The organism is Flavobacterium sp. AED (assembly GCF_000812945.1).
Classification (GTDB): domain Bacteria; phylum Bacteroidota; class Bacteroidia; order Flavobacteriales; family Flavobacteriaceae; genus Flavobacterium.
Genome location: NZ_JSYM01000001.1, coordinates 1,845,334 through 1,863,776 on the forward strand (window position 1 = coordinate 1,845,334; position 18,443 = coordinate 1,863,776).

The window sequence follows — 18,443 nt, forward strand, 5'->3', positions numbered from 1 at the left end:
GGCGATTTCATTTGTGTTTATATTTTGACGCAAAATAAAGAAAATTGTTGGAATGATTTGGTAACGCGTTCAAATTTTACAAAAAAAATCCCAATCTATTTCTAAATTGGGATTTTATGAATTGTTTTTTGGTTTATGCTTTAAACCAAGCTTCTTTTAATTTGTTTTTTGAAGAATCTGTAGCTTTCAAACCGTCTTTTTCTTCGTAAGGCAATTTTACTTTTCCGTTAATAATTTGTGTTGTGCCGTTACGTTTTATTTTTACTGAAATTGCATCGTTTTCTTTCCATTTTTGACTTTCGGCAATCATTTCATAGATATTGTCTAAAGAATAGGGCTTATCATTTATAGCGATTATGATATCTCCTCCTTTAAGTCCTAAACTGGTGTAAAAATCGATTAACGTTATCTTTGGATCAACGATTATTTCTTTAGTTTTTTGGTCAACATTGATATAGGGTGTTTTCCCTTTTAAGAAAACATTGCCTGGTACTTTTTCTATTGTATTAGTGACACCCGCTTTAGCCAAGTAAGTAGCATAAGGAATTGGGGTTGTTCCAGATACATAAGTAGTTAAAAAAGTCCCTACTTCAGGATAGGTTAAAGCTGTTATTTTTGCGAAAAGTTCCTCATCATTAAATGGTTTTGTTGGACCATATTCATTCGATAGCTTTTGCATCAAATCAAGAATCCCTTTTTCTCCGTTGCTTTTTTCTCGAATTATAATATCCAAACACATTCCGATAAGTGCCCCTTTTTCATATACATTTAGGTATTGGTCTTTGTAAGGTTGAGTTAGTACATTAGCGCTCATAGTTGTAAATGACATGGTATCATTCATAGTGTTGGCACGAGTTATTTTTTCTGCTATCCGCGTATAGAATTCATCTTCATCAATTAAGCCTTGGTTAATTTGGAAAAGATTAGCAAAATATTCTGTAACACCTTCGTACATCCACAAGTGTTGAGACATTTTTGGTGCATTGTAATCAAAATATTGAATCTCTTTAGAATGAATAGACAAAGGAGTTACAATATGGAAAAATTCATGTGAAACCACATCTTTCATCGATTTTACTAATTCATCTTTTGGCATCATTTCAGGTAAAACTACTGTTGTTGCTGTAGGATGTTCCAAAGCACCAAATCCTTTTGCGTCATCTTCCTTCATTGTCGAGAGATACAACAAAACACTGTATTTTTTAGTAGAATTTATTTTACCTAAAAAGTTCTTTTGGGCAGTCATGATCGTTTTCATCTCTGGAGTAATGCTTTCAGCGGTATATTTTCCAGTTGGAGAATAAACACCAATCAATATTTCCATTCCATCAACTGTAAAAGTGGTGTAATCTGGCTTGGCATACATGATCGGATTTTCTACTAATTCAGCATAACGAGACGTTATGAATTTATCATTAGTAGTACTGGCGTCCAAGTCTGTCATGGAGGTCGCTCCCCAAAGCGTTGCTGGATGTGAAATCGTTACTTCATAGGGTATTGACATGTAATTTGTAAAATAACCCACAAAACAATGTGTGTTTAGCATTATGTTTTTACCGGCATCAATATTAGAACCTGCAGGCGAAAAAATTTCATCATCACCAAATTTTTTACCAGTTTCGGTATCAAATGAATCATTTACCAAATAAGTAATCTTGTCTAACGTTTTTGCATTAGCAATGGACCAAGAATTAGTGTCTGTTTTCTTTACCACCAATAGATTTCCTTTTGTATCATACGCTTTTAAATCATCAATGTATCTACCGTAGTTGTCTTCAGAATACGTTCCTGGAACTGTTTTTGGAATATGATACGTAATTTCATCAGTAGAAATTGATGGCGCATTTACGGTTACCATCACCTTGTCATTTTTTATATCATTTAGATTGATTGCAACCTGAACTTCTTGTTTTGAAGCATTAGTAATAGAAGTACTTGCCGTTTTACAGCTCCAAAGAATTGAAGCTAAAGCAAGGGAAAAAAGTATTCGTTTCATTTTGTTCGTTTTATTTTTGTTATAAGTCATTTAAACCCTGCTATTGTTACAGTTTATAATGATTTAATAAAGACAGTAATGGTGTTAGTTAATTTTGTCGATACCGGTAAATCAGGATTGGTATAGGATTTCATGTTTTCGGTATCATCACCCATAATTTCTTTGAAAATATGATTCATATTGTCAATAATAACAAGTTCAGCATCAGGTTTTGCTTTTTTCAATAGCTCCGCATCTGTAACGTTGACTTGTAAATCTTTGGTTCCATTTATCAGTAATGTGGGGATTTTTAACTTTTTGATTTCATCTTGCGGATTGTATTTTATCCATGAAATCATATAGGGTTGAACACTTGTTCTAAATAAAGAAGCTAGCATTTGATTTTTTAGTTCAAAGGTTTTTCCGCTTTTAAGAATTTCAAGATCTTTTTGTACTTCTTCTTTTAGAAAAGGAGCTTGTTTCTCTATTTGCTCTGTTAAAACAGCATCAATTGTTCTTCCGGCTCCTGCCAATGAAATGAAGGCATCGGCATTGTTGTTTGCGGCTAGCATTCCTATTAGTGAACCCTCACTGTGTCCTGCAATTATTATTTTGTTGTATTTTTTTTGATTTTTGAAATAAGTGAAAACGTCTTTTGCATCATTGACAAAATCATCAAATGAAAGTGTCGCTTCGTTTACAGTTCCTGCCATCATTTGCGCGATAATTCTTTTGTCATAACTGAAAACGGCAATATCATTTTTTACTAATTCTTCGGATAAGTATTTTGAAGCGTTGTTGATTAAACCTTTTTGGTTTCCATCTCTATCAGTAGGTCCAGAGCCTGCAATAAGAATAACAAGATTCGTCTTTTTGTTTTGTTTTAAAGGAGAATACAACGAACCTTTTATCAATGGATTGATGGAGATTTCTTCCTTGTTAAAGGATTTAAGTGCTATTTCTGTTTGAGAATGACATAGTGTTGAAAATAATGTCAGCAATAAGAATAGTGATTTTTTCATTTTTATTTAGTGTTTAATAGGCGCATTGTTTCTTCTGGATTGGCAACTTCGATAATTAGTTTTTTGTAATAATTGTCTTTTAGTTCCACAATCAGAGCATTTTTTTTATTCATAACGTCCCAAAAATTCCTGCCTTTTTTATAAAATGTTCCAGCGGTAATTATACCGGGAATTTCTGTACCAGGCATTCTGAAACCTCTCCAAAACGTAAATTCGTTTTTGTTTTGATACGCTCTTATAATATTCTCTTTTGAAATGGTAATCTTACTTTCCATCGCCCAAATTTTATGGAGACCTTTTATTTCAAAAATAAATGTATCGCCATCTAATGTTACTGAAACCATAATTTTAGATTTATAAAAAATTAATAATTACTATTTTAGAAATAATTTCTGCAGCAACAATAGCTGCTATAAATAATAAGATATGCTTGGTTTCTTTTGCATTTACGGCTGTTTTAAATCCGTTAAAAAGTAATGCGATGAACCAAATTAACGAAGCAATAATTGCAAATGACATCAGTAATAGATAGAAAATATCCGTACTTGAAAGCGGGTTTGTTTTATTAGATTTCACCAAGTTTAAAATTCCTTGTGAAATAGTATACGCTTTATTATTTGCATTGAAGAAAGTAACAATGTAGTATGGAATTCGAGCAATCATACTTGTCAAAAAAATATCAATAATTCTCGTTTTTGGATTAATGATTTTGCCAACAATAAATAATAAAACAGTTGTACATAGAATATTAATCCCAATTTCTAAAATAGGTTGATAAAGAGACACTTTTTCTACAAAGTGTAAATCAATAACTCCATCAAAGCGTGCATTAAAAACAAAACCTAAATAACCACCAATTACGGTAAATGCTAATCCCACAATAATTAAAATCCTTTCCGAATATTTTTCGAAAGGATTGAATAGCAATGTTTTCATATTTTTTGTTTTAGAAGGCTTATTTTCTGAATGATATCGTCTAATTTATTTCTTACGGTGGGATAGCTGTTTCCCATTTGAGAAGCCATTTCTTTCAAACTTCCGCTTGTCATAAAAAATTGAAGAATAAAGTTTTGTTCTTCTTCTGATATTTGAAGGAGTAGCGGTAAGGAATAATTGCCTGAAACGATCGTTGAGCAATTCCCACAGCTAAGCTGTGTAACCGAAAGTGCGTTTTCGCAACTCGGGCATTGTATAGGAAGTTTTGGTTGCATACAGTTATATTAGTATGCAAATGTAAATAATATTTATATATTAATTAATATTATTTATTCGTATATTAATATTATTAATAAAAAGGTGCTTGGAAATAAAATTTAAATTTGTCAAAAAACAAAAAAACTCCTGAATGATACAGGAGTTTTATTTTTAATCAAGTTTATTTTTTATGTAATATTTACCATCCAAATCTTCATCAAAATCATCTATTTTAACAGGTTTTGGTTTTGGTTTATTTGCAGTAGCTTTCTTTTTCCACATTTCAAATTTTTCTGCTGGCATCTTCTTTTTCATGATCTCAAGAACCTCTTTTTCAGCCAAACCAAATTCTTTTTTGATAATTTCAAAAGGATTTTTTTCCTCTAAGGCCAGTGTAACAAGTTTTTCTGTTTGTTCCCAGTTCAATTCTTTGCGGTTACTCTTTTTCATCACGTGAAAATTAATTCAAATAAGTTGTTAATGATTAATAAATGTCATTTCTAATTATATTCCAATATTAAGAAAAAAAATAATTACTTCGTATCAAAACAAGATTTTTTTTATTGTTTTTTAGTTGTTTTCTGTTGAACGTGGTTTTTGAAACGGTATTTCGAGCAAATTTTTCAATTGATTGTGCTCTTCGGGATTGGGATGTGTATCGATACCATAGATAATTTCTTCTTTTGGGAGTGCCATAAATGTCCCAAAAAGACGGTCCCAAATCGAAAATATATTTCCGTAATTACTATCAGTATAAGGTAACACATGATGATGGTGTACTTTATGCATATCTGGAGATACAATAAAATAACTCAAAATCGTATCCATTTTTTTAGGAAGCGAAATATTGGCGTGATTAAATTGTGTGGCAATAACGGATAAAGTCTGATAAAGAAAAACCATCCACATGGGACTTCCTACGATTAAAACTCCCAGAGTGGTAAACGTAAAACGGATTATACTTTCTCCTGGATGATGTCTGTTTGCAGTAGTTGTGTCAACCCATGTATCAGTATGGTGAATTAAGTGAAAACGCCATAGCATTTTGGTTTTATGTTCTACTAAATGAACTAAATAAGCGCCTATTAAATCCAATAAAAGCAATCCAACAAGAGCGTAAATTCCTAAAGGCATTTGTGGAAGCCATTGTAGAATTCCAAAATGGTTTGCAACGGTCCAATCTGCAGATTTTAATAAAATAAAAGCCAGAAAGAAATTGACAACGATTGTCGTAAACGTCAAAAAAATATTGATACTTGCATGATGCCATTTTTTATAGGTAAAATTAAAAAGCGGAAAAGCATTTTCTATCAACCAAAAAATAGTGATTCCACTCACAAGAATTAAACTCCTATGTGAAGATGGGATTGTAGAAAAATAGGCAATAATAGCATTCATAATTTGAGTATTTATTTCAAATCTAATGATTTTTTGCAGAAATTATCTATTTGATTACCCTAAAAGTAAGATTGATTCGGGAACTTATGGGTTTTGCGGTTTTTGGGATTTGATGTTTCCAGAAATGCTGTGTAGTTCCTTTCATCAGTAATAAACTCCCATGCTCCAGGACAATGCTTTTTTTCTGGTCTTTGTTGGAATTGTGTTTCAATTGAAACGTGCGTTCGGCACCAAAACTCACCGAAGCGATTACAGGATTTATCCCTAATTCTTTTTCGTTATCGGCGTGCCAGCCGTTACTGTCTTTTCCGTCGCGGTAATAATTGAGTAAAACGGTAGTGAAATTAGTATTGGAAACACTTTCAATTTGTGATTTTATCTTTTGCAAAAGCAAATTCCAAGGATGCGGTTGCATTTTTATATTTGAATACGAATATGGTTTTCCTTCGTTTCCAAATAAAGCAGTCAATCGAGGTTGCGGATGAATTTTGCCAAAAACTCGAATTTCATCCTGTTGCCAAGGAATTTCATGTATCAGCTCCGCATAAATACTATCGGCTTCTTCTTTGGTAAAAAAAGCAGGATAATACATGATTTCTGCATCTTGCAATTGGAGATGTATCGGTTCTGATTGAAATAGTGAATTCATTGTGCAAAAATAAAGAGAAAAACGTAACGTTGCGGTTTCATTTTTCTCTTTGGAATAAATATATTTTTTAAAAAGTTATGCTTCTGAATTATCCTGCAATAGATTTTTATAAATAAGACCAGCCACAATAGCGCCTAATATTGGTGCAACCCAAAACAACCATACTTGTGATAACGGTTCACCTCCTACAAATAAAGCCTGCGATAATGATCTTGCCGGATTTACAGAAGTATTGGTGATAGGAATACTGATTAAGTGAATTAAGGTTAATGCTAAACCAATGGCAATTCCTGCGAATTTTCCGTTTGCAAATTTATCGGTTGCGCCAAGGATGATCAATAAGAAAAATAAGGTCAAGACAAATTCGGCTATAAAAGCTGCCTGCATGGAATATCCATCGGGTGAAAAAGCGCCAAATCCATTCGATGCAAAAGCTCCAGCCTTAGTATTGTCTATCATAAAACCAGCTTTTCCGGATGCAATTGTGAATAAAGTTCCTGCTGCAGCAATAGCACCAACACATTGCGCAATGATATAAGGCAGTAATTCTTTGGCCGAAAATCTGCCTCCTGCCCATAATCCAAAAGAAACAGCCGGATTAAAATGACCACCGGAAATGTGACCTACTGCATAGGCCATGGTCAAAACCGTTAAACCAAAAGCTAGAGAAACTCCCACAAATCCAATCCCTAAATCAGGAATTCCAGCAGCAAAAAGTGCGCTGCCACAACCTCCAAATACTAACCAATACGTTCCGAAAAATTCTGCAAAAAGTTTTTTCATAATAGATTTATTTAAATTAAGGGTAAAGTTAATTATTGAGAAATGTATATTGAAAGTCCCAGTACATCAAGCCAAACTGCAAGGGTATTCGTAAAAGTAAAACCCATTTAGGTAAACCCATTCTCGCTTTTTCATTTGCATACATATAAATATGCGTTGGAAAAATTGCAAGTAACAAGGCTATAATTCCCCAAGCGGCAAGTTTTGAAGCAGTAGGAATGCAAAGTGCTATTCCCAAAAGTATTTCAGCAAAACCGCTTATGGAATTTAATAACTTTGGATTTGGAAAATAAGGAGGAATGATTTTTAGGTAAAGGCGAGGGTTTCTGAAATGATTAAATCCTGCTAAAATATAAACAAAAGCCATTGCGTATAAATGCCAAGGTAAAGTCATAACAAGTTGTTTGTTACGAATTTAATAAAATTATTAATACAAATAATACAATTAAATTAATAATTTTAGCTTTAAATGAAAATTAGGTTGTTTTCTTGAAATTTACATTCATGATGATTATAGCCAGAATAATTAAAAGAATTCCAAACCATTGAACAGTGTTTACCTTTTCGCTTAAAAGAAAATAAGCCATTAGTACCGATACCGGAAGTTCTAATGCGGAAACAATGCTTCCTAATCCAATTCCGGTAAGAGGAAAACCGGCATTGAATAATAATGGCGGAATCACTGTCCCAAAAAGGGCCAATACAATTCCCCATTTCATGAAAATCTCAAAATTGAAAGGAGTGTTTTGTGTTGCAATAGCAAACCCAAAAACAATTATCGCGCCACCCAACAACATAAAAAGACTGCGTTGCGCTGACGAAACATGTGTTGCCACACGATTAGCGGTAAACATTGTTGTGGTAAAAGAAACCGCTGATAAAAGCCCCAATATGATGCCGCGCCAGTCAAAATCAACTTTGCTCTGAATGAGATTTGTAGCGAGAGCCGTTCCTATTAATACGATGATTACAGATATGATTTTTTGTATAGAAGGTATTTTCTTTTCTAAAAGCATTTCGAATAAAACGCCCATCCAAACGGTTTGCATCAACAAAATAATAGCAATTGAAACAGGAATGTATTTGATGGCCAAATAATAAAAAACACTGGTCATTCCCAGAGAAGTTCCGGCTAGCATCAATTGAAAAATGTTTTTCTTAGAAGCTTTTACAACATTATTCCCTTTTTTAGCTTTTTGATAGCTATTGATAATCAACATTCCTAGAATTCCATATATAAATTGGGCTATTGTCACTTCGGGAGTTGTAAAACCTTCTCCATAAGCTATTTTTACAAACGTAGCCAGCATTCCGTAGCTCGTTGCGCCAAGACCTACTAAAAAAACTCCTTTTAATACATTGTTCTTTATCATTTATTCTATTTTAAAAAGCGGGCAAAGATAGGTTTTTGTTTTTGGGATGTGTGTCAATTATGAATTAAGATTCAAGTTTTAGTATTTCCTTAAAACAACAATTTAAAAATTCCTTCTCAATGGGAACATTGTTTATGGAGTTATTTTGTTTCTTTTTCTATCAAATCACTTAAATGTAAACGCAATGCATCTACCGAAATATTTATTTCCCAAAATGATAATCCCAATGAAATAAGCAAACCAAGTAAACTCATTCCAAAAAGATAAATTCCAAATAATTGCTGATCTAAAAATAACAATAACATTGTAAAAACGGATAAAAAGAGACTTGATACTCCAGCCATTTGCATGTAGCGAATGAGTGTTAAGCGTAAGTTCAGGTTTTTGATTTCCAATAAAATCATTTTATTTTCTTTCTCTTTGTATGTCTTTTTTAGTCCCCTGACAATTGTTGCAACGGTCAAAAATCGGTTTGTATATGCCAATAAAATCAACGAGGTTGCTGAGAAAAGTAAAGCAGGAGTTTCTATGTGTAAAGTCATAATTGTGATTGTGTTTTTATAATGAAAAATCTAAAGTACGCAATTCGATTCTTTTTTAAATAAAAAAAATGGCAAGAGTGAACTTGCAGTTTCTTGATGCGTTTTTAAAATAATACAACTCTTAGGTAGGGTAAAGTGTTTTACAGTTGTCTTATTATTGAAGTTAGTCAAACGATAATAACTGTAATTAAAATTTATAATCATGAAAACAATTAAAGTCCTACTTGTCCTATTTTTTTTGGGAGCAATAGCAACAGTAAATGCACAAGAAGCCAGTGTAAAAAGTGAAACAAGCATAAATACCAATGCAGATAAAATCACTTATTATCAACAAAGGGGTAGTGAAGATGCTAATTATGAATTGACATTTACGGCTAAAACGAAAGCCGAGGAGAAAGCTTTTTGGAAAGAGCAAAAAGAGTACGAAAAGGATTTGAAAAAAAAGAATAGAAAAGCATATCAGGCCTATATTGCCAGCAAGCAAGATGTTTATACAACGCATCATTCTCATTGTGATGCTAATTGCCACCACAGTGATTCCTTTTATGGACACGCAGGATTTTATTATTATGAATATGATCAAAGAAATTATCAAAGAGCACCAAACAATACTTCGGTAAGTACACAAATAGGCGTGCGTGCCCCCAGCGTACGATTAGGTCTTTTTTAATATATTGAAGTTTACAAAAAGCCGTTTTTTTCTTGTTTAGAAAAAACGGCTTTATTATTTTACAGGCAGGTATTTTGCATTAATTTCTGTTACAATAAATCCTATTGCGACAAAAAAGTAAACTTATTTCAATTAATACGTGCATGATTTTATTTATCTGCTTTTGTTTGTGGTCGTCTTACTGGGATTTTATAAGTTAATTTTTTTGTCATTTCGACGAAGGAGAAATCACAAAGTCATAGTGTATTATTCTTAACTTAATGACATTGCTCTCGCTTAGCTACGTGGTTTTTTTAGTTTAGTTGCTTACTGTTGTGGACACGGATTAAAAATTCTCGCTATCGTATTTTTTTAAATCTTGTTTCAAAGTTCGTTATTCTTTTTGCTGTTTTTCATTTTTAAAAATAAAAAAGACCTGCAAGTTTACACAAGCAGGTCTTTTCTCTTTTCATCGGTTATACGAATAACCAAATAAACTATTTTATTAAATCAAAACTTCTTTTCACGAAAGCTGTTAATGCTTCTCCTTTTAATAAGTTTTGTGACAATTTAGCTAAGTCTAAGGCTTGTTTTACCAAACTTTCCTGAGCTGTTTTGTCTTTATTGTTTAGGATGCTTGTTGCCAATTCAGAATTGGTATTCACCACTAAATTGTACATTTCCGGCATATTGCCCATTCCGAACATTCCGCCGCCACCGGATTGACTCATCTCTTTCATTCTACGCATGAATTCTGGTTGCGTGATGATGAATGGTGAAGCATTGCTGTCTAAAGCTTCCAGTTGAACGGAGTAGGTTTGTTTAGGTACAATTGCCTCTAAAACAGTTTTTAAATTCGTTTGTTCTTCCTCAGATAATTTAGAAATAGTAGTTTCCTCTTTCTTGATTAAATTATCAATATGGTCTGAATCAACACGTACGAAAGTCATCCCGCTGTTATCGCCTTCAATTTTTTGAATTAAATGAGAGATAATTGGAGAATCAAGCAATAAAACTTCATATCCTTTTTCTTTTGCAATTTCAATATACGAGTGTTGCGCTTCTTTATTTCCAGCATATAAAACAACCAGTTTTCCGTCTTTGTCAGTTTGATTTGCAGCCAGTTTTTCTTTTAGTTCTTCTAATGTAAAATATTTATCATCTACAGTAGGATACAAAACAAAAGCACCTGATTTTTCGTAGAATTTATCTTCGGAAAGCATTCCGTATTCTAAAACGATTTTTATGTCGTTCCATTTTTTCTCAAAATCTTCACGGTTTTCGTTGAATAACGATTTTAGTTTATCAGCTACTTTACGGGTAATATAATTCGATATTTTCTTAACGGCAGCATCCGCTTGTAATCCAGAACGCGATACATTCAATGGAATATCCGGTGAATCGATAACCCCTTTAAGCATGGTTAAAAATTCAGGAACAATTCCCTCTACATTATCTGTTACGTAAACCTGATTTTGGTACAATTGAATTTTATCTTTCTGAATTTGTAAATCAGAACCCAATTTTGGGAAATATAAAATACCTGTTAAATTAAACGGATAATCTACATTTAAATGAATATGGAATAACGGTTCTTCAAATTGCATTGGATACAATTCATGGTAGAAATTTTTATAATCTTCATCCGACAATTCAGTTGGTTGTTTCGTCCAAGCTGGATTTGGGTTGTTGATGATATTATCTATTTCAACTGTTTTGAAGGTTTCTTCTTTGTCTTCTGGAGCAACTTCTTCGCCCTTTTTTTGTTCAATTTTCTCCGTTTTAGTTCCAAATTTAATTGGAATAGGCATGAACTTATTGTATTTATTCAATAACTGATTGATTTTTGCGTCTTCCAAAAATTCTAAAGAATCTTCAGCAATATGCAAAATAATCTCTGTTCCACGAGTGGTTTTATCCGCAGGCTCTAATGTAAACTCAGGACTTCCATCACAGGTCCAGTGTGCTGCAGGTTCATCTTTGAAAGATTTAGTGATAATTTCCACTTTTTCGGCAACCATAAATGCAGAATAGAAACCAAGACCAAAATGACCAATAATTCCTGAATCTTTAGCAGAGTCTTTGTATTTGTCCAAAAATTCTTCAGCACCAGAAAAGGCTACTTGGTTGATGTATTTTTCTACTTCATCTGCAGTCATTCCTAAACCTTGATCGATAATGTGTAGTTTTTTACCTTCTTTGTCGATTTTTACTTCGATAATTGGGTTGCCATATTCTACTTTGGCTTCGCCAATGCTTGTTAAATGTTTTAATTTTAGCGTGGCGTCTGTCCCATTTGAAATCAATTCACGCAAGAAAATTTCGTGATCACTGTACAAGAATTTCTTGATTAGGGGGAAGATGTTTTCTACCGAAACATTAATTTTTCCAGTTGTCATATTTTGAATTTTTAAGTTTGAATTTGGAACTATTCAGTCAAATAAGATACCAATCTAGATTAAAGTGACAAATTGTCGTAAGCGTTAATTATGATATAAAATAATTTAATTGTGAAACATTTTTGTTTTGATGCGTTGTATCTTTGTAATAATATTAATCACAAAATTTTTTGACACGATGAAAAAAGTTATTTTATTATGCACATTAGCTATTTTGATGTTTGCATGTAAGTCAACATCAGTAACCAGTACAAATACCGATAGAAAAGCGCAAGTTGCTATGAAAGGAAACTGGGTTATCAGTTCCGTAACCTATCCAGGTTCACAATACATTAAAGTGAATTCATTTCAAATTGCTGATTCAGAATGTTTTGTAGGTAGTACTTGGAAATTTATTTCTAATAATAATAAAGGAGATATGGCTTTGACAAAAGCTGGATGTTCCTCATTTAGTTCTCCAATTACTTGGTTTGTAAATAAAGATGGTCAATTTATTCTGAAAGTTTTGGATGCAGGCATAAAAGCAAAAAAAGTTAGAGAAGGGTATATATTATATGTAGCGAACCAAACAGAAACTTCTTTTCAGTTGATTGATAAAATTGATGTAGGTGGAAAAATGACTGATGTGGTTTACCAATTTCAAAAAAACTAATTAATTAAAAATACAAATATGAAAAAGATTTCAATAGTTGCAATGGCAACAATAATGTTGATGGGTTCAATGTTTACTAGCTGTGAGGCAGTTAAAAATACGAATAAAACGCAAAGAGGAGCTGGAATAGGAGCTGTTGCCGGAGCTGTTTTAGGAGGAGTCCTGGGAAATAATTTAGGTAAAGGTGGTAACGGAGCATTAGGAGCGGTATTAGGTGGAGTTGTTGGTGGAGTTGCCGGTGGAGTTATTGGTAACAAAATGGATAAACAAGCAAGAGAAATCGATGCTGCACTTCCAGGAGCTGAAGTAGTTCGTGTAGGAGAAGGAATTAAATTAGTTTTGAATGAAAATGCAGTACGTTTTGATACTAATAAATCTTCTTTGACAGCTTCTGCAAAAGCTAATTTAGATAAATTGGTTCCTGTTTTTGGAGAATATCCAGATACTAATATTACTATTTACGGATATACTGACAGTACTGGTCCAGCAGATTATAATTTAAAACTTTCTGGTGAAAGAGCTGCGTCTGTTAGAAATTATTTAGCAAGCAAAGGGGTTTCTTCCAGTAGATTTCAAGTAACTGGTATGGGTATTGCTGATCCAATTGCATCTAATCAAACTGCTGATGGAAGAAGTCAAAACCGTCGTGTTGAATTTGCTATTACTGCAAATGAAAAAATGATTCAAGAAGCTAAAACAGAAGTGAAGCAATAAGCTAATTTTCTATAAAAGTAAAAGCTGTTTCGTCATGAAACAGCTTTTTTTTTGACTTCATTTTTAAATTAAACATTGTAAATTTGCGCTCTTAAATACTGAACATGCTTGAAATAAAAAATATATCTTTTACTTACATTGAAAATCCCGTTATCAAGAATATTAGTTTTGAAATTACCCAAGGACAAAATGTAGCAGTAATTGGTGAAAGTGGCTGTGGTAAAAGTACTTTGTTGAAATTGATATATGGATTATATGATTTAGATGAAGGTCAAATAGCCTATAATAATAAACCCATTTTTGGACCCAAACGCAATCTTGTTCCCGGGGAAGATTATATTAAATACTTAGCTCAGGATTTCGACTTGATGCCTTATATATCTGTTGAAGAAAATGTAGGGAAGTTTTTGTCTAATATTTATAAAGACAAAAAGAAAGCCAGAGTTCAGGAACTTTTGGAAATGGTTGAAATGTCGGAATTTGCTAAAGTGAAAGCTAAATACCTTAGTGGCGGACAGCAACAAAGAGTTGCACTGGCAAGAGTTTTAGCATTGGAGCCGGAAATAGTTTTGCTGGATGAACCTTTCAGTCAGATTGATTCCTTTAGAAAAAATGCCTTGCGTAGAAATTTATTCAGTTACTTAAAACAAAAAGGGATTACCTGTATTATTGCTACACATGACAGTACGGATGCTTTGTCCTTTTCGGATGAAACTATCGTAATGCACAACGGAAAAGTGCTTACAAAAGGAAACTCAAAAACCTTGTATGAAAATCCCACAAATAAATATGTTGCGTCTCTTTTTGGGGAAGTAAATGAATTAAAATTGTCACAATTAATTGCACTTGATGGTGACGATGAAGCACTTTTGCTCTATCCACATCAGTTGAAAGTGGTCGATAAGGGAATGATGCACGTAGTTGTAAAACAATGTTATTTTAAAGGAAGCCATTATTTGATAAAAGCAGCTTTTGAAAGAAGAGCCATTTTCTTTGAACATGATTCGGAATTAGAATTGAATCAGGAAGTGACATTGATGTTAGGGTAAGAAGCAAATTGTAGATTCAGAAAGCAATGGACAACTAGAAATGGCTATTGCATGATAGCATTACAGCAAAATATAAAACCCCAAAGTCTTGAATTTTGGGGTTTTTATTTATGTTATTTTTTTAACTCTGCTTTTCTTTCTCCTCCATGATGTCCACGATGTCCATTTCTTTGATGCTGTTTTTCTTTCATTGCATCCCATTTTTCAAATTGTTCCGGAGACAATATACTTTTCATTTTATTCTTCATGACAATTTGCTCATCTAGCATCTTGTTTTTCATTGCAAAAAGTTCATCACTAGTCGGTTTTTCCTGATTCGCTTTTCGCGCCGTTCTCATAGCTTCTCTTTTGGTACTTTGTTCAGCAATGATTTGTTTCATTTGTTCTTGCTGTTTGGCATTCAAGTCTAGGTCTAATGTCATTTTTTTTAACATTAATTGATTTCGTTGTTCTGGAGTGAATTTTTCCATCTCATCTCTACGAGGTCTTTTTTCCATTTCTTTTTTGTCCTGAGCAAAAGATGACATACCGACAACTAATAATGCGGCGATAATTAATTTTTTCATTTCTATTGTTTTAAGTTATGGTTATAAGACAACAGAAGAAATGAAAAGTTTAATCGTTAACAAAAGTTTATCGTTTGGATAATGTGAGAAAACTCATTGTTCAGCTACCTAAAAAGTATTATTGTTTTCAGCGTAGTAATTTATAGCGCATGATATTTATCAGCTTTTATGCCGTTTTGTTTCTCGACTTTTGTGGTTTATTTATTAAATCATTTAGGCATGACAACAATTAAACCACTTCATACATTTCATATTCCGGTAATGGGACTTGCATATACGATTGATAGTCCTATAAGAGTGGCGAAGTATGGAATATCTTCTGTGATTTCAATTATGGATGATGAACTTATCGAAAAAATGAATGCATTTTATAGTAAGAAATTTGATCTTCCTTACCAAGAAATCACTCAAAAAATTCATGATTATAGGGCAGAACGAATTACTTCTTATTTGAATTTGGTAGACAAAATCGTAAAAGAAAAATTTGAAAATTTAAAAACTGAGTTGTCCGAGAGCAAATTAGCATTGGAAAATTATATAGCAATGTTGCCCAATAAATCGGAAATTAAATTAGGCTTGCAAAATTTGTTGGAAGACGGTTTTGCTTTCAAAGAAAACATCAAAAATTATCTGGAGAATAATCTTTATCCGGGTGCTATTGATGTGAATATAATGACCAAACTCGATAAGGACAATTTCATTAAGGATGAACAATTACCAATTGCTTTCAATGATGCGCATGCCGCTCTACGGGGCTTTGCCAATAGCACGTTAGAATCATCAGTAGTTTTATCTGCAGGAATGAATCCCAGGTTGTACAGTTACTTTGAAAATTTTACGGCTTTCTTTCCTGATTTGAATAACACACTAAAAAAGAAAATTACGCTGAAAGTAAGCGATTTTCGTTCGGCGATGATTCAAGGGAATTTTTTAGCCAAGAAAGGACTTTGGGTTTCTGAATACCGAATAGAATCAGGACTAAATTGTGGCGGACATGCTTTTGCTACCGATGGGTATCTGTTGGGACCCATTTTAGAAGAATTCAAACAGAAAAAAGACCAATTGATTCAATCTGCCCATGATTTGATGGTGAAAGCTTTGGGACAAAAAGAAATGCATGTTCCGGAACAGCCATTGGATTTAAAAATCACCGTTCAAGGAGGTGTAGGAACTTCTGAAGAACACGATTTCCTATTGGATCATTATAAAGTTGATGCTGTGGGTTGGGGTTCCCCATTTTTATTGGTTCCCGAAGCGACTTCCGTTAATAAACACACCAGAATATTATTGGCTGGAGCCAAAGAAGATGATTTGTATTTAAGTCATATTTCGCCGTTGGGAATTCCTTTTAATACGTTGCGAGGAACAACTAATGAAAAATTAAAACTGAAACGCATTGAGGAAAGTAAAGCGGGAAGTTCGTGTCCAAAGCGATTTTTGGCGTTAAGCAAAGAATACGATGTAAAAGGAATTTGCACTTCTTCCAAAAAATACCAAGATCTAAAACTGGAAGAATTATTGCAGCAAAAAGATATTCTATCAGCAGATGTTTATAATAAAAAGAAAAGCAGCATTACTGAAAAAGCATGTCTTTGTGTAGGTTTGGCCAATGCTTCGTATCTCGAAAATGATATTAAAATTAAAGGGCAGGCACAAGGCGTAATTATTTGTCCTGGACCCAATATGGCTTATTTTGACCAAGAAGTTTCACTTTCTAAAATGGTGCAACATATTTATGGAAACGCTTCTGTATTAACGGCTGCGAATCGTCCTAATCTCTTTGTCAAAGAATTAAAAATGTATTTGGATTACTTGACAAATGAAATCGCGGCAGTTTCTGATGAAATTACTGCGGCGCAAATAAAAAAATGGCATTCATTCCAAAAGAATTTGATGGAAGGAATCGCATATTATGAAGATTTATTTTCAGCAACGCCTTTTTTCGAAAGCACTAAAAAAGAGATTCTAAATCAATTTAATAGTTATAAAACTACATTGATTGAAATTCAAATTCCGGAATTAGTTTTGGTTTAATACTAAATAGGCTTGACGTTTTTCAAGCCTATTTTTTTATTTTCTGTAACCGAGGAAATAATAATAAAATAAAAAAGGTCTTTTAATTTTTCAAATTAGATTTACTTTAAAAAATTATAATCTACCTTTGCCCCGTGAAAAAAATAGCATTCATAATAGTATTGTTCATGTTTTTAAAGCCACTATTTCCGGTTTTAGAATATGCAATTAATTATGAATATATTTCAAAAGTGCTGTGTGTTAACAAGGCAAAACCGATGATGCATTGTAATGGGAAGTGCCATTTGATGAAAGAATTAGCCAAAGCACAAGAAGAAGAAAAACAAACATCTTCTAACAAAAAGAATACAACATTCGATACTGTTGATTTAATTTTGGACATCAAAAACGACTTCTCCTTATTAGTTTATAACGGAAATACCAAAACACCAATACATTCAAAATATAGTAATCTATATTCCCACCTGAATTTATATTCCATTTTTCATCCGCCCATTTTTATTTCTTAAATTTTAGTTGAAACACTTTTACGTGTATTTTTTCATTTGACAAATGTCATTTGAAACCAGCTTGTACGCGTAATTATTTCAAAACAAATAAGAAGAAATATACAATCATATAAATGAAAAATTTACGGAATAAAGCAATAGCAATTATTGCATTAAGCGCTGTCTTTGCAGGCTGTACTAATAATGATGAGGTAATCTCAGGAACAGGAAACTTAGGGGTTGAATTCGATAATTCTTTTGGGTCAAATGACTTGATATTAAACACGCAAGCCAATACAACTTCCAACGGGGAAGTGTTAAAAATCAATACAGTTAAATACATTATCAGCAACATCGTCTTGACCAAAGAGGATGGAACTACTTTTACCTATCCAAAAAGCGAAAGCTATTTTATAGTTGATGAAGCTACTGAAGCCAGTCATTTATTGGAATTAACGAATGTTCCTGCGGCAAATTATACCAAAGTAAAATTTGGAATAGGAGTTGACAAAGCGCAATGGGAATTGGGTGCAGCGGGTCAAGGAAATTTCCTGGCTACAGCCCAAGCTGCTGATATGTTGTGGAGTTGGTCTGCGGGATATAAATTCCTGGCTTTCGAGGGGACATTTACGTCCCCAACAGTAGCTAACAGTACCTCATTTATGGTTCATACGGGACAAACGGGAACAAATTATAACTATACCGAAGTAACACTTGATTTGCCTACAAAAGCGATGGTACGAACTACTATTGCTCCAGAAATTCATGTTGTGGCGGATGTGTCTAAAATTATTGACGGAACAAACAAAATCAAATTGTCTGACAATAACATGGGCGGAATGGGAGCCATGATTATGGGTGGAACAAATTTGCCTTTAATCACAGCAAACCTTAACGGAATGTTTACGGTAGCGCACGTTCATAACGATTAATACGTGCTGAATTAGAAGCTATTT

Annotated in this window: 21 protein-coding genes; 7 read left to right on the forward strand and 14 right to left on the reverse strand. The window is 33.1% G+C overall.

All coding sequences use genetic code 11. The annotated features are described in order from the left end of the window. Nucleotides 1–133: 133 nt before the first annotated feature. The 12 genes from OA85_RS08120 to OA85_RS08175 all read right to left on the reverse strand — a co-directional run bounded on the left by OA85_RS08120 (nt 134) and on the right by OA85_RS08175 (nt 8,936). On the reverse strand, nt 134–1,996 hold the full coding sequence (locus OA85_RS08120) for a peptidase M61 (protein ID WP_039109458.1): 1,863 nt from the start codon (nt 1,994–1,996) through the stop codon (nt 134–136). 53 nt (nt 1,997–2,049) lie between these two features. Beyond that, nucleotides 2,050–2,997, reverse strand: a complete 948-nt coding sequence (locus OA85_RS08125; RefSeq protein ID WP_039109028.1) for an alpha/beta hydrolase — start codon at nt 2,995–2,997, stop codon at nt 2,050–2,052. A gap of 2 nt (nt 2,998–2,999) precedes the next feature. Further along, on the reverse strand, nt 3,000–3,341 hold the full coding sequence (locus tag OA85_RS08130) for a hypothetical protein (protein WP_039109029.1): 342 nt from the start codon (nt 3,339–3,341) through the stop codon (nt 3,000–3,002). 10 nt (nt 3,342–3,351) lie between these two features. Next, on the reverse strand, nt 3,352–3,933 hold the full coding sequence (locus tag OA85_RS08135) for a hypothetical protein (protein ID WP_039109030.1): 582 nt from the start codon (nt 3,931–3,933) through the stop codon (nt 3,352–3,354). Beyond that, on the reverse strand, nt 3,930–4,208 hold the full coding sequence (locus OA85_RS08140) for a DUF2089 family protein (RefSeq protein WP_039109031.1): 279 nt from the start codon (nt 4,206–4,208) through the stop codon (nt 3,930–3,932). Before OA85_RS08140 ends, OA85_RS08135 begins: the two co-directional genes overlap by 4 nt. A gap of 154 nt (nt 4,209–4,362) precedes the next feature. Further along, on the reverse strand, nt 4,363–4,641 hold the full coding sequence (locus tag OA85_RS08145; protein ID WP_035670363.1) for a DUF2805 domain-containing protein: 279 nt from the start codon (nt 4,639–4,641) through the stop codon (nt 4,363–4,365). A gap of 120 nt (nt 4,642–4,761) precedes the next feature. Continuing rightward, nucleotides 4,762–5,589, reverse strand: a complete 828-nt coding sequence (locus tag OA85_RS08150; RefSeq protein ID WP_039109032.1) for a sterol desaturase family protein — start codon at nt 5,587–5,589, stop codon at nt 4,762–4,764. A 46-nt stretch (nt 5,590–5,635) separates the two neighbouring features. Beyond that, the gene (locus OA85_RS08155) at nt 5,636–6,238 is read right to left on the reverse strand and encodes an alpha-ketoglutarate-dependent dioxygenase AlkB (protein WP_039109033.1); all 603 of its coding nucleotides are present in this window, start codon (nt 6,236–6,238) and stop codon (nt 5,636–5,638) included. Between the two features lie 75 nt (nt 6,239–6,313). Next, nucleotides 6,314–7,021 (reverse strand): aquaporin Z, encoded by a 708-nt coding sequence (gene aqpZ, locus OA85_RS08160; protein WP_039109034.1) that lies wholly within the window; start codon nt 7,019–7,021, stop codon nt 6,314–6,316. A 28-nt stretch (nt 7,022–7,049) separates the two neighbouring features. Next, the gene (locus tag OA85_RS08165; RefSeq protein ID WP_039109035.1) at nt 7,050–7,415 is read right to left on the reverse strand and encodes a hypothetical protein; all 366 of its coding nucleotides are present in this window, start codon (nt 7,413–7,415) and stop codon (nt 7,050–7,052) included. Between the two features lie 82 nt (nt 7,416–7,497). Further along, nucleotides 7,498–8,394 carry a DMT family transporter gene (locus OA85_RS08170; protein ID WP_039109036.1) on the reverse strand — a complete coding sequence of 299 codons (897 nt, stop codon included), beginning with the start codon at nt 8,392–8,394 and terminating at the stop codon, nt 7,498–7,500. 140 nt (nt 8,395–8,534) lie between these two features. Beyond that, nucleotides 8,535–8,936, reverse strand: coding sequence for a DUF2721 domain-containing protein (locus OA85_RS08175; protein WP_039109037.1), 402 nt, complete (start codon nt 8,934–8,936; stop codon nt 8,535–8,537). Nucleotides 8,937–9,138: 202 nt separating this feature from the next. On the opposite strand from OA85_RS08175, the gene OA85_RS08180 reads away from it, so the two are divergent. Beyond that, nucleotides 9,139–9,606, forward strand: a complete 468-nt coding sequence (locus OA85_RS08180) for a hypothetical protein (protein WP_039109038.1) — start codon at nt 9,139–9,141, stop codon at nt 9,604–9,606. A gap of 476 nt (nt 9,607–10,082) precedes the next feature. Here OA85_RS08180 and htpG read toward each other — a convergent pair whose 3' ends face one another. Continuing rightward, nucleotides 10,083–11,984, reverse strand: a complete 1,902-nt coding sequence (gene htpG, locus OA85_RS08185) for a molecular chaperone HtpG (protein WP_039109039.1) — start codon at nt 11,982–11,984, stop codon at nt 10,083–10,085. 178 nt (nt 11,985–12,162) lie between these two features. Between htpG and OA85_RS08190 the strand changes: the two genes are divergently transcribed. The 3 genes from OA85_RS08190 (at nt 12,163) to OA85_RS08200 (ending at nt 14,399) form a co-directional block, all read left to right on the forward strand. Continuing rightward, nucleotides 12,163–12,636, forward strand: a complete 474-nt coding sequence (locus tag OA85_RS08190) for a lipocalin family protein (protein ID WP_039109040.1) — start codon at nt 12,163–12,165, stop codon at nt 12,634–12,636. Between the two features lie 18 nt (nt 12,637–12,654). Further along, complete coding sequence (locus OA85_RS08195) at nt 12,655–13,350, forward strand: OmpA family protein (protein ID WP_039109041.1); 696 nt, start codon at nt 12,655–12,657, stop codon at nt 13,348–13,350. A 104-nt stretch (nt 13,351–13,454) separates the two neighbouring features. Then, nucleotides 13,455–14,399: an ABC transporter ATP-binding protein gene (locus OA85_RS08200; protein WP_039109042.1), complete on the forward strand. Its 945-nt coding sequence runs from the start codon at nt 13,455–13,457 to the stop codon at nt 14,397–14,399. Nucleotides 14,400–14,512: 113 nt separating this feature from the next. Here OA85_RS08200 and OA85_RS08205 read toward each other — a convergent pair whose 3' ends face one another. Further along, nucleotides 14,513–14,965, reverse strand: coding sequence for a hypothetical protein (locus OA85_RS08205; RefSeq protein ID WP_052257169.1), 453 nt, complete (start codon nt 14,963–14,965; stop codon nt 14,513–14,515). 219 nt (nt 14,966–15,184) lie between these two features. Between OA85_RS08205 and OA85_RS08210 the strand changes: the two genes are divergently transcribed. The 3 genes from OA85_RS08210 to OA85_RS08220 all read left to right on the forward strand — a co-directional run bounded on the left by OA85_RS08210 (nt 15,185) and on the right by OA85_RS08220 (nt 18,419). Beyond that, nucleotides 15,185–16,999: a hypothetical protein gene (locus OA85_RS08210; RefSeq protein ID WP_039109043.1), complete on the forward strand. Its 1,815-nt coding sequence runs from the start codon at nt 15,185–15,187 to the stop codon at nt 16,997–16,999. A 167-nt stretch (nt 17,000–17,166) separates the two neighbouring features. Then, nucleotides 17,167–17,508 (forward strand): hypothetical protein, encoded by a 342-nt coding sequence (locus OA85_RS08215; protein ID WP_039109044.1) that lies wholly within the window; start codon nt 17,167–17,169, stop codon nt 17,506–17,508. A gap of 113 nt (nt 17,509–17,621) precedes the next feature. Next, entirely contained in the window at nt 17,622–18,419 is a 798-nt protein-coding gene (locus OA85_RS08220; RefSeq protein ID WP_039109045.1) for an MbnP family protein, read from the forward strand. Nucleotides 18,420–18,443 lie beyond the last annotated feature (24 nt).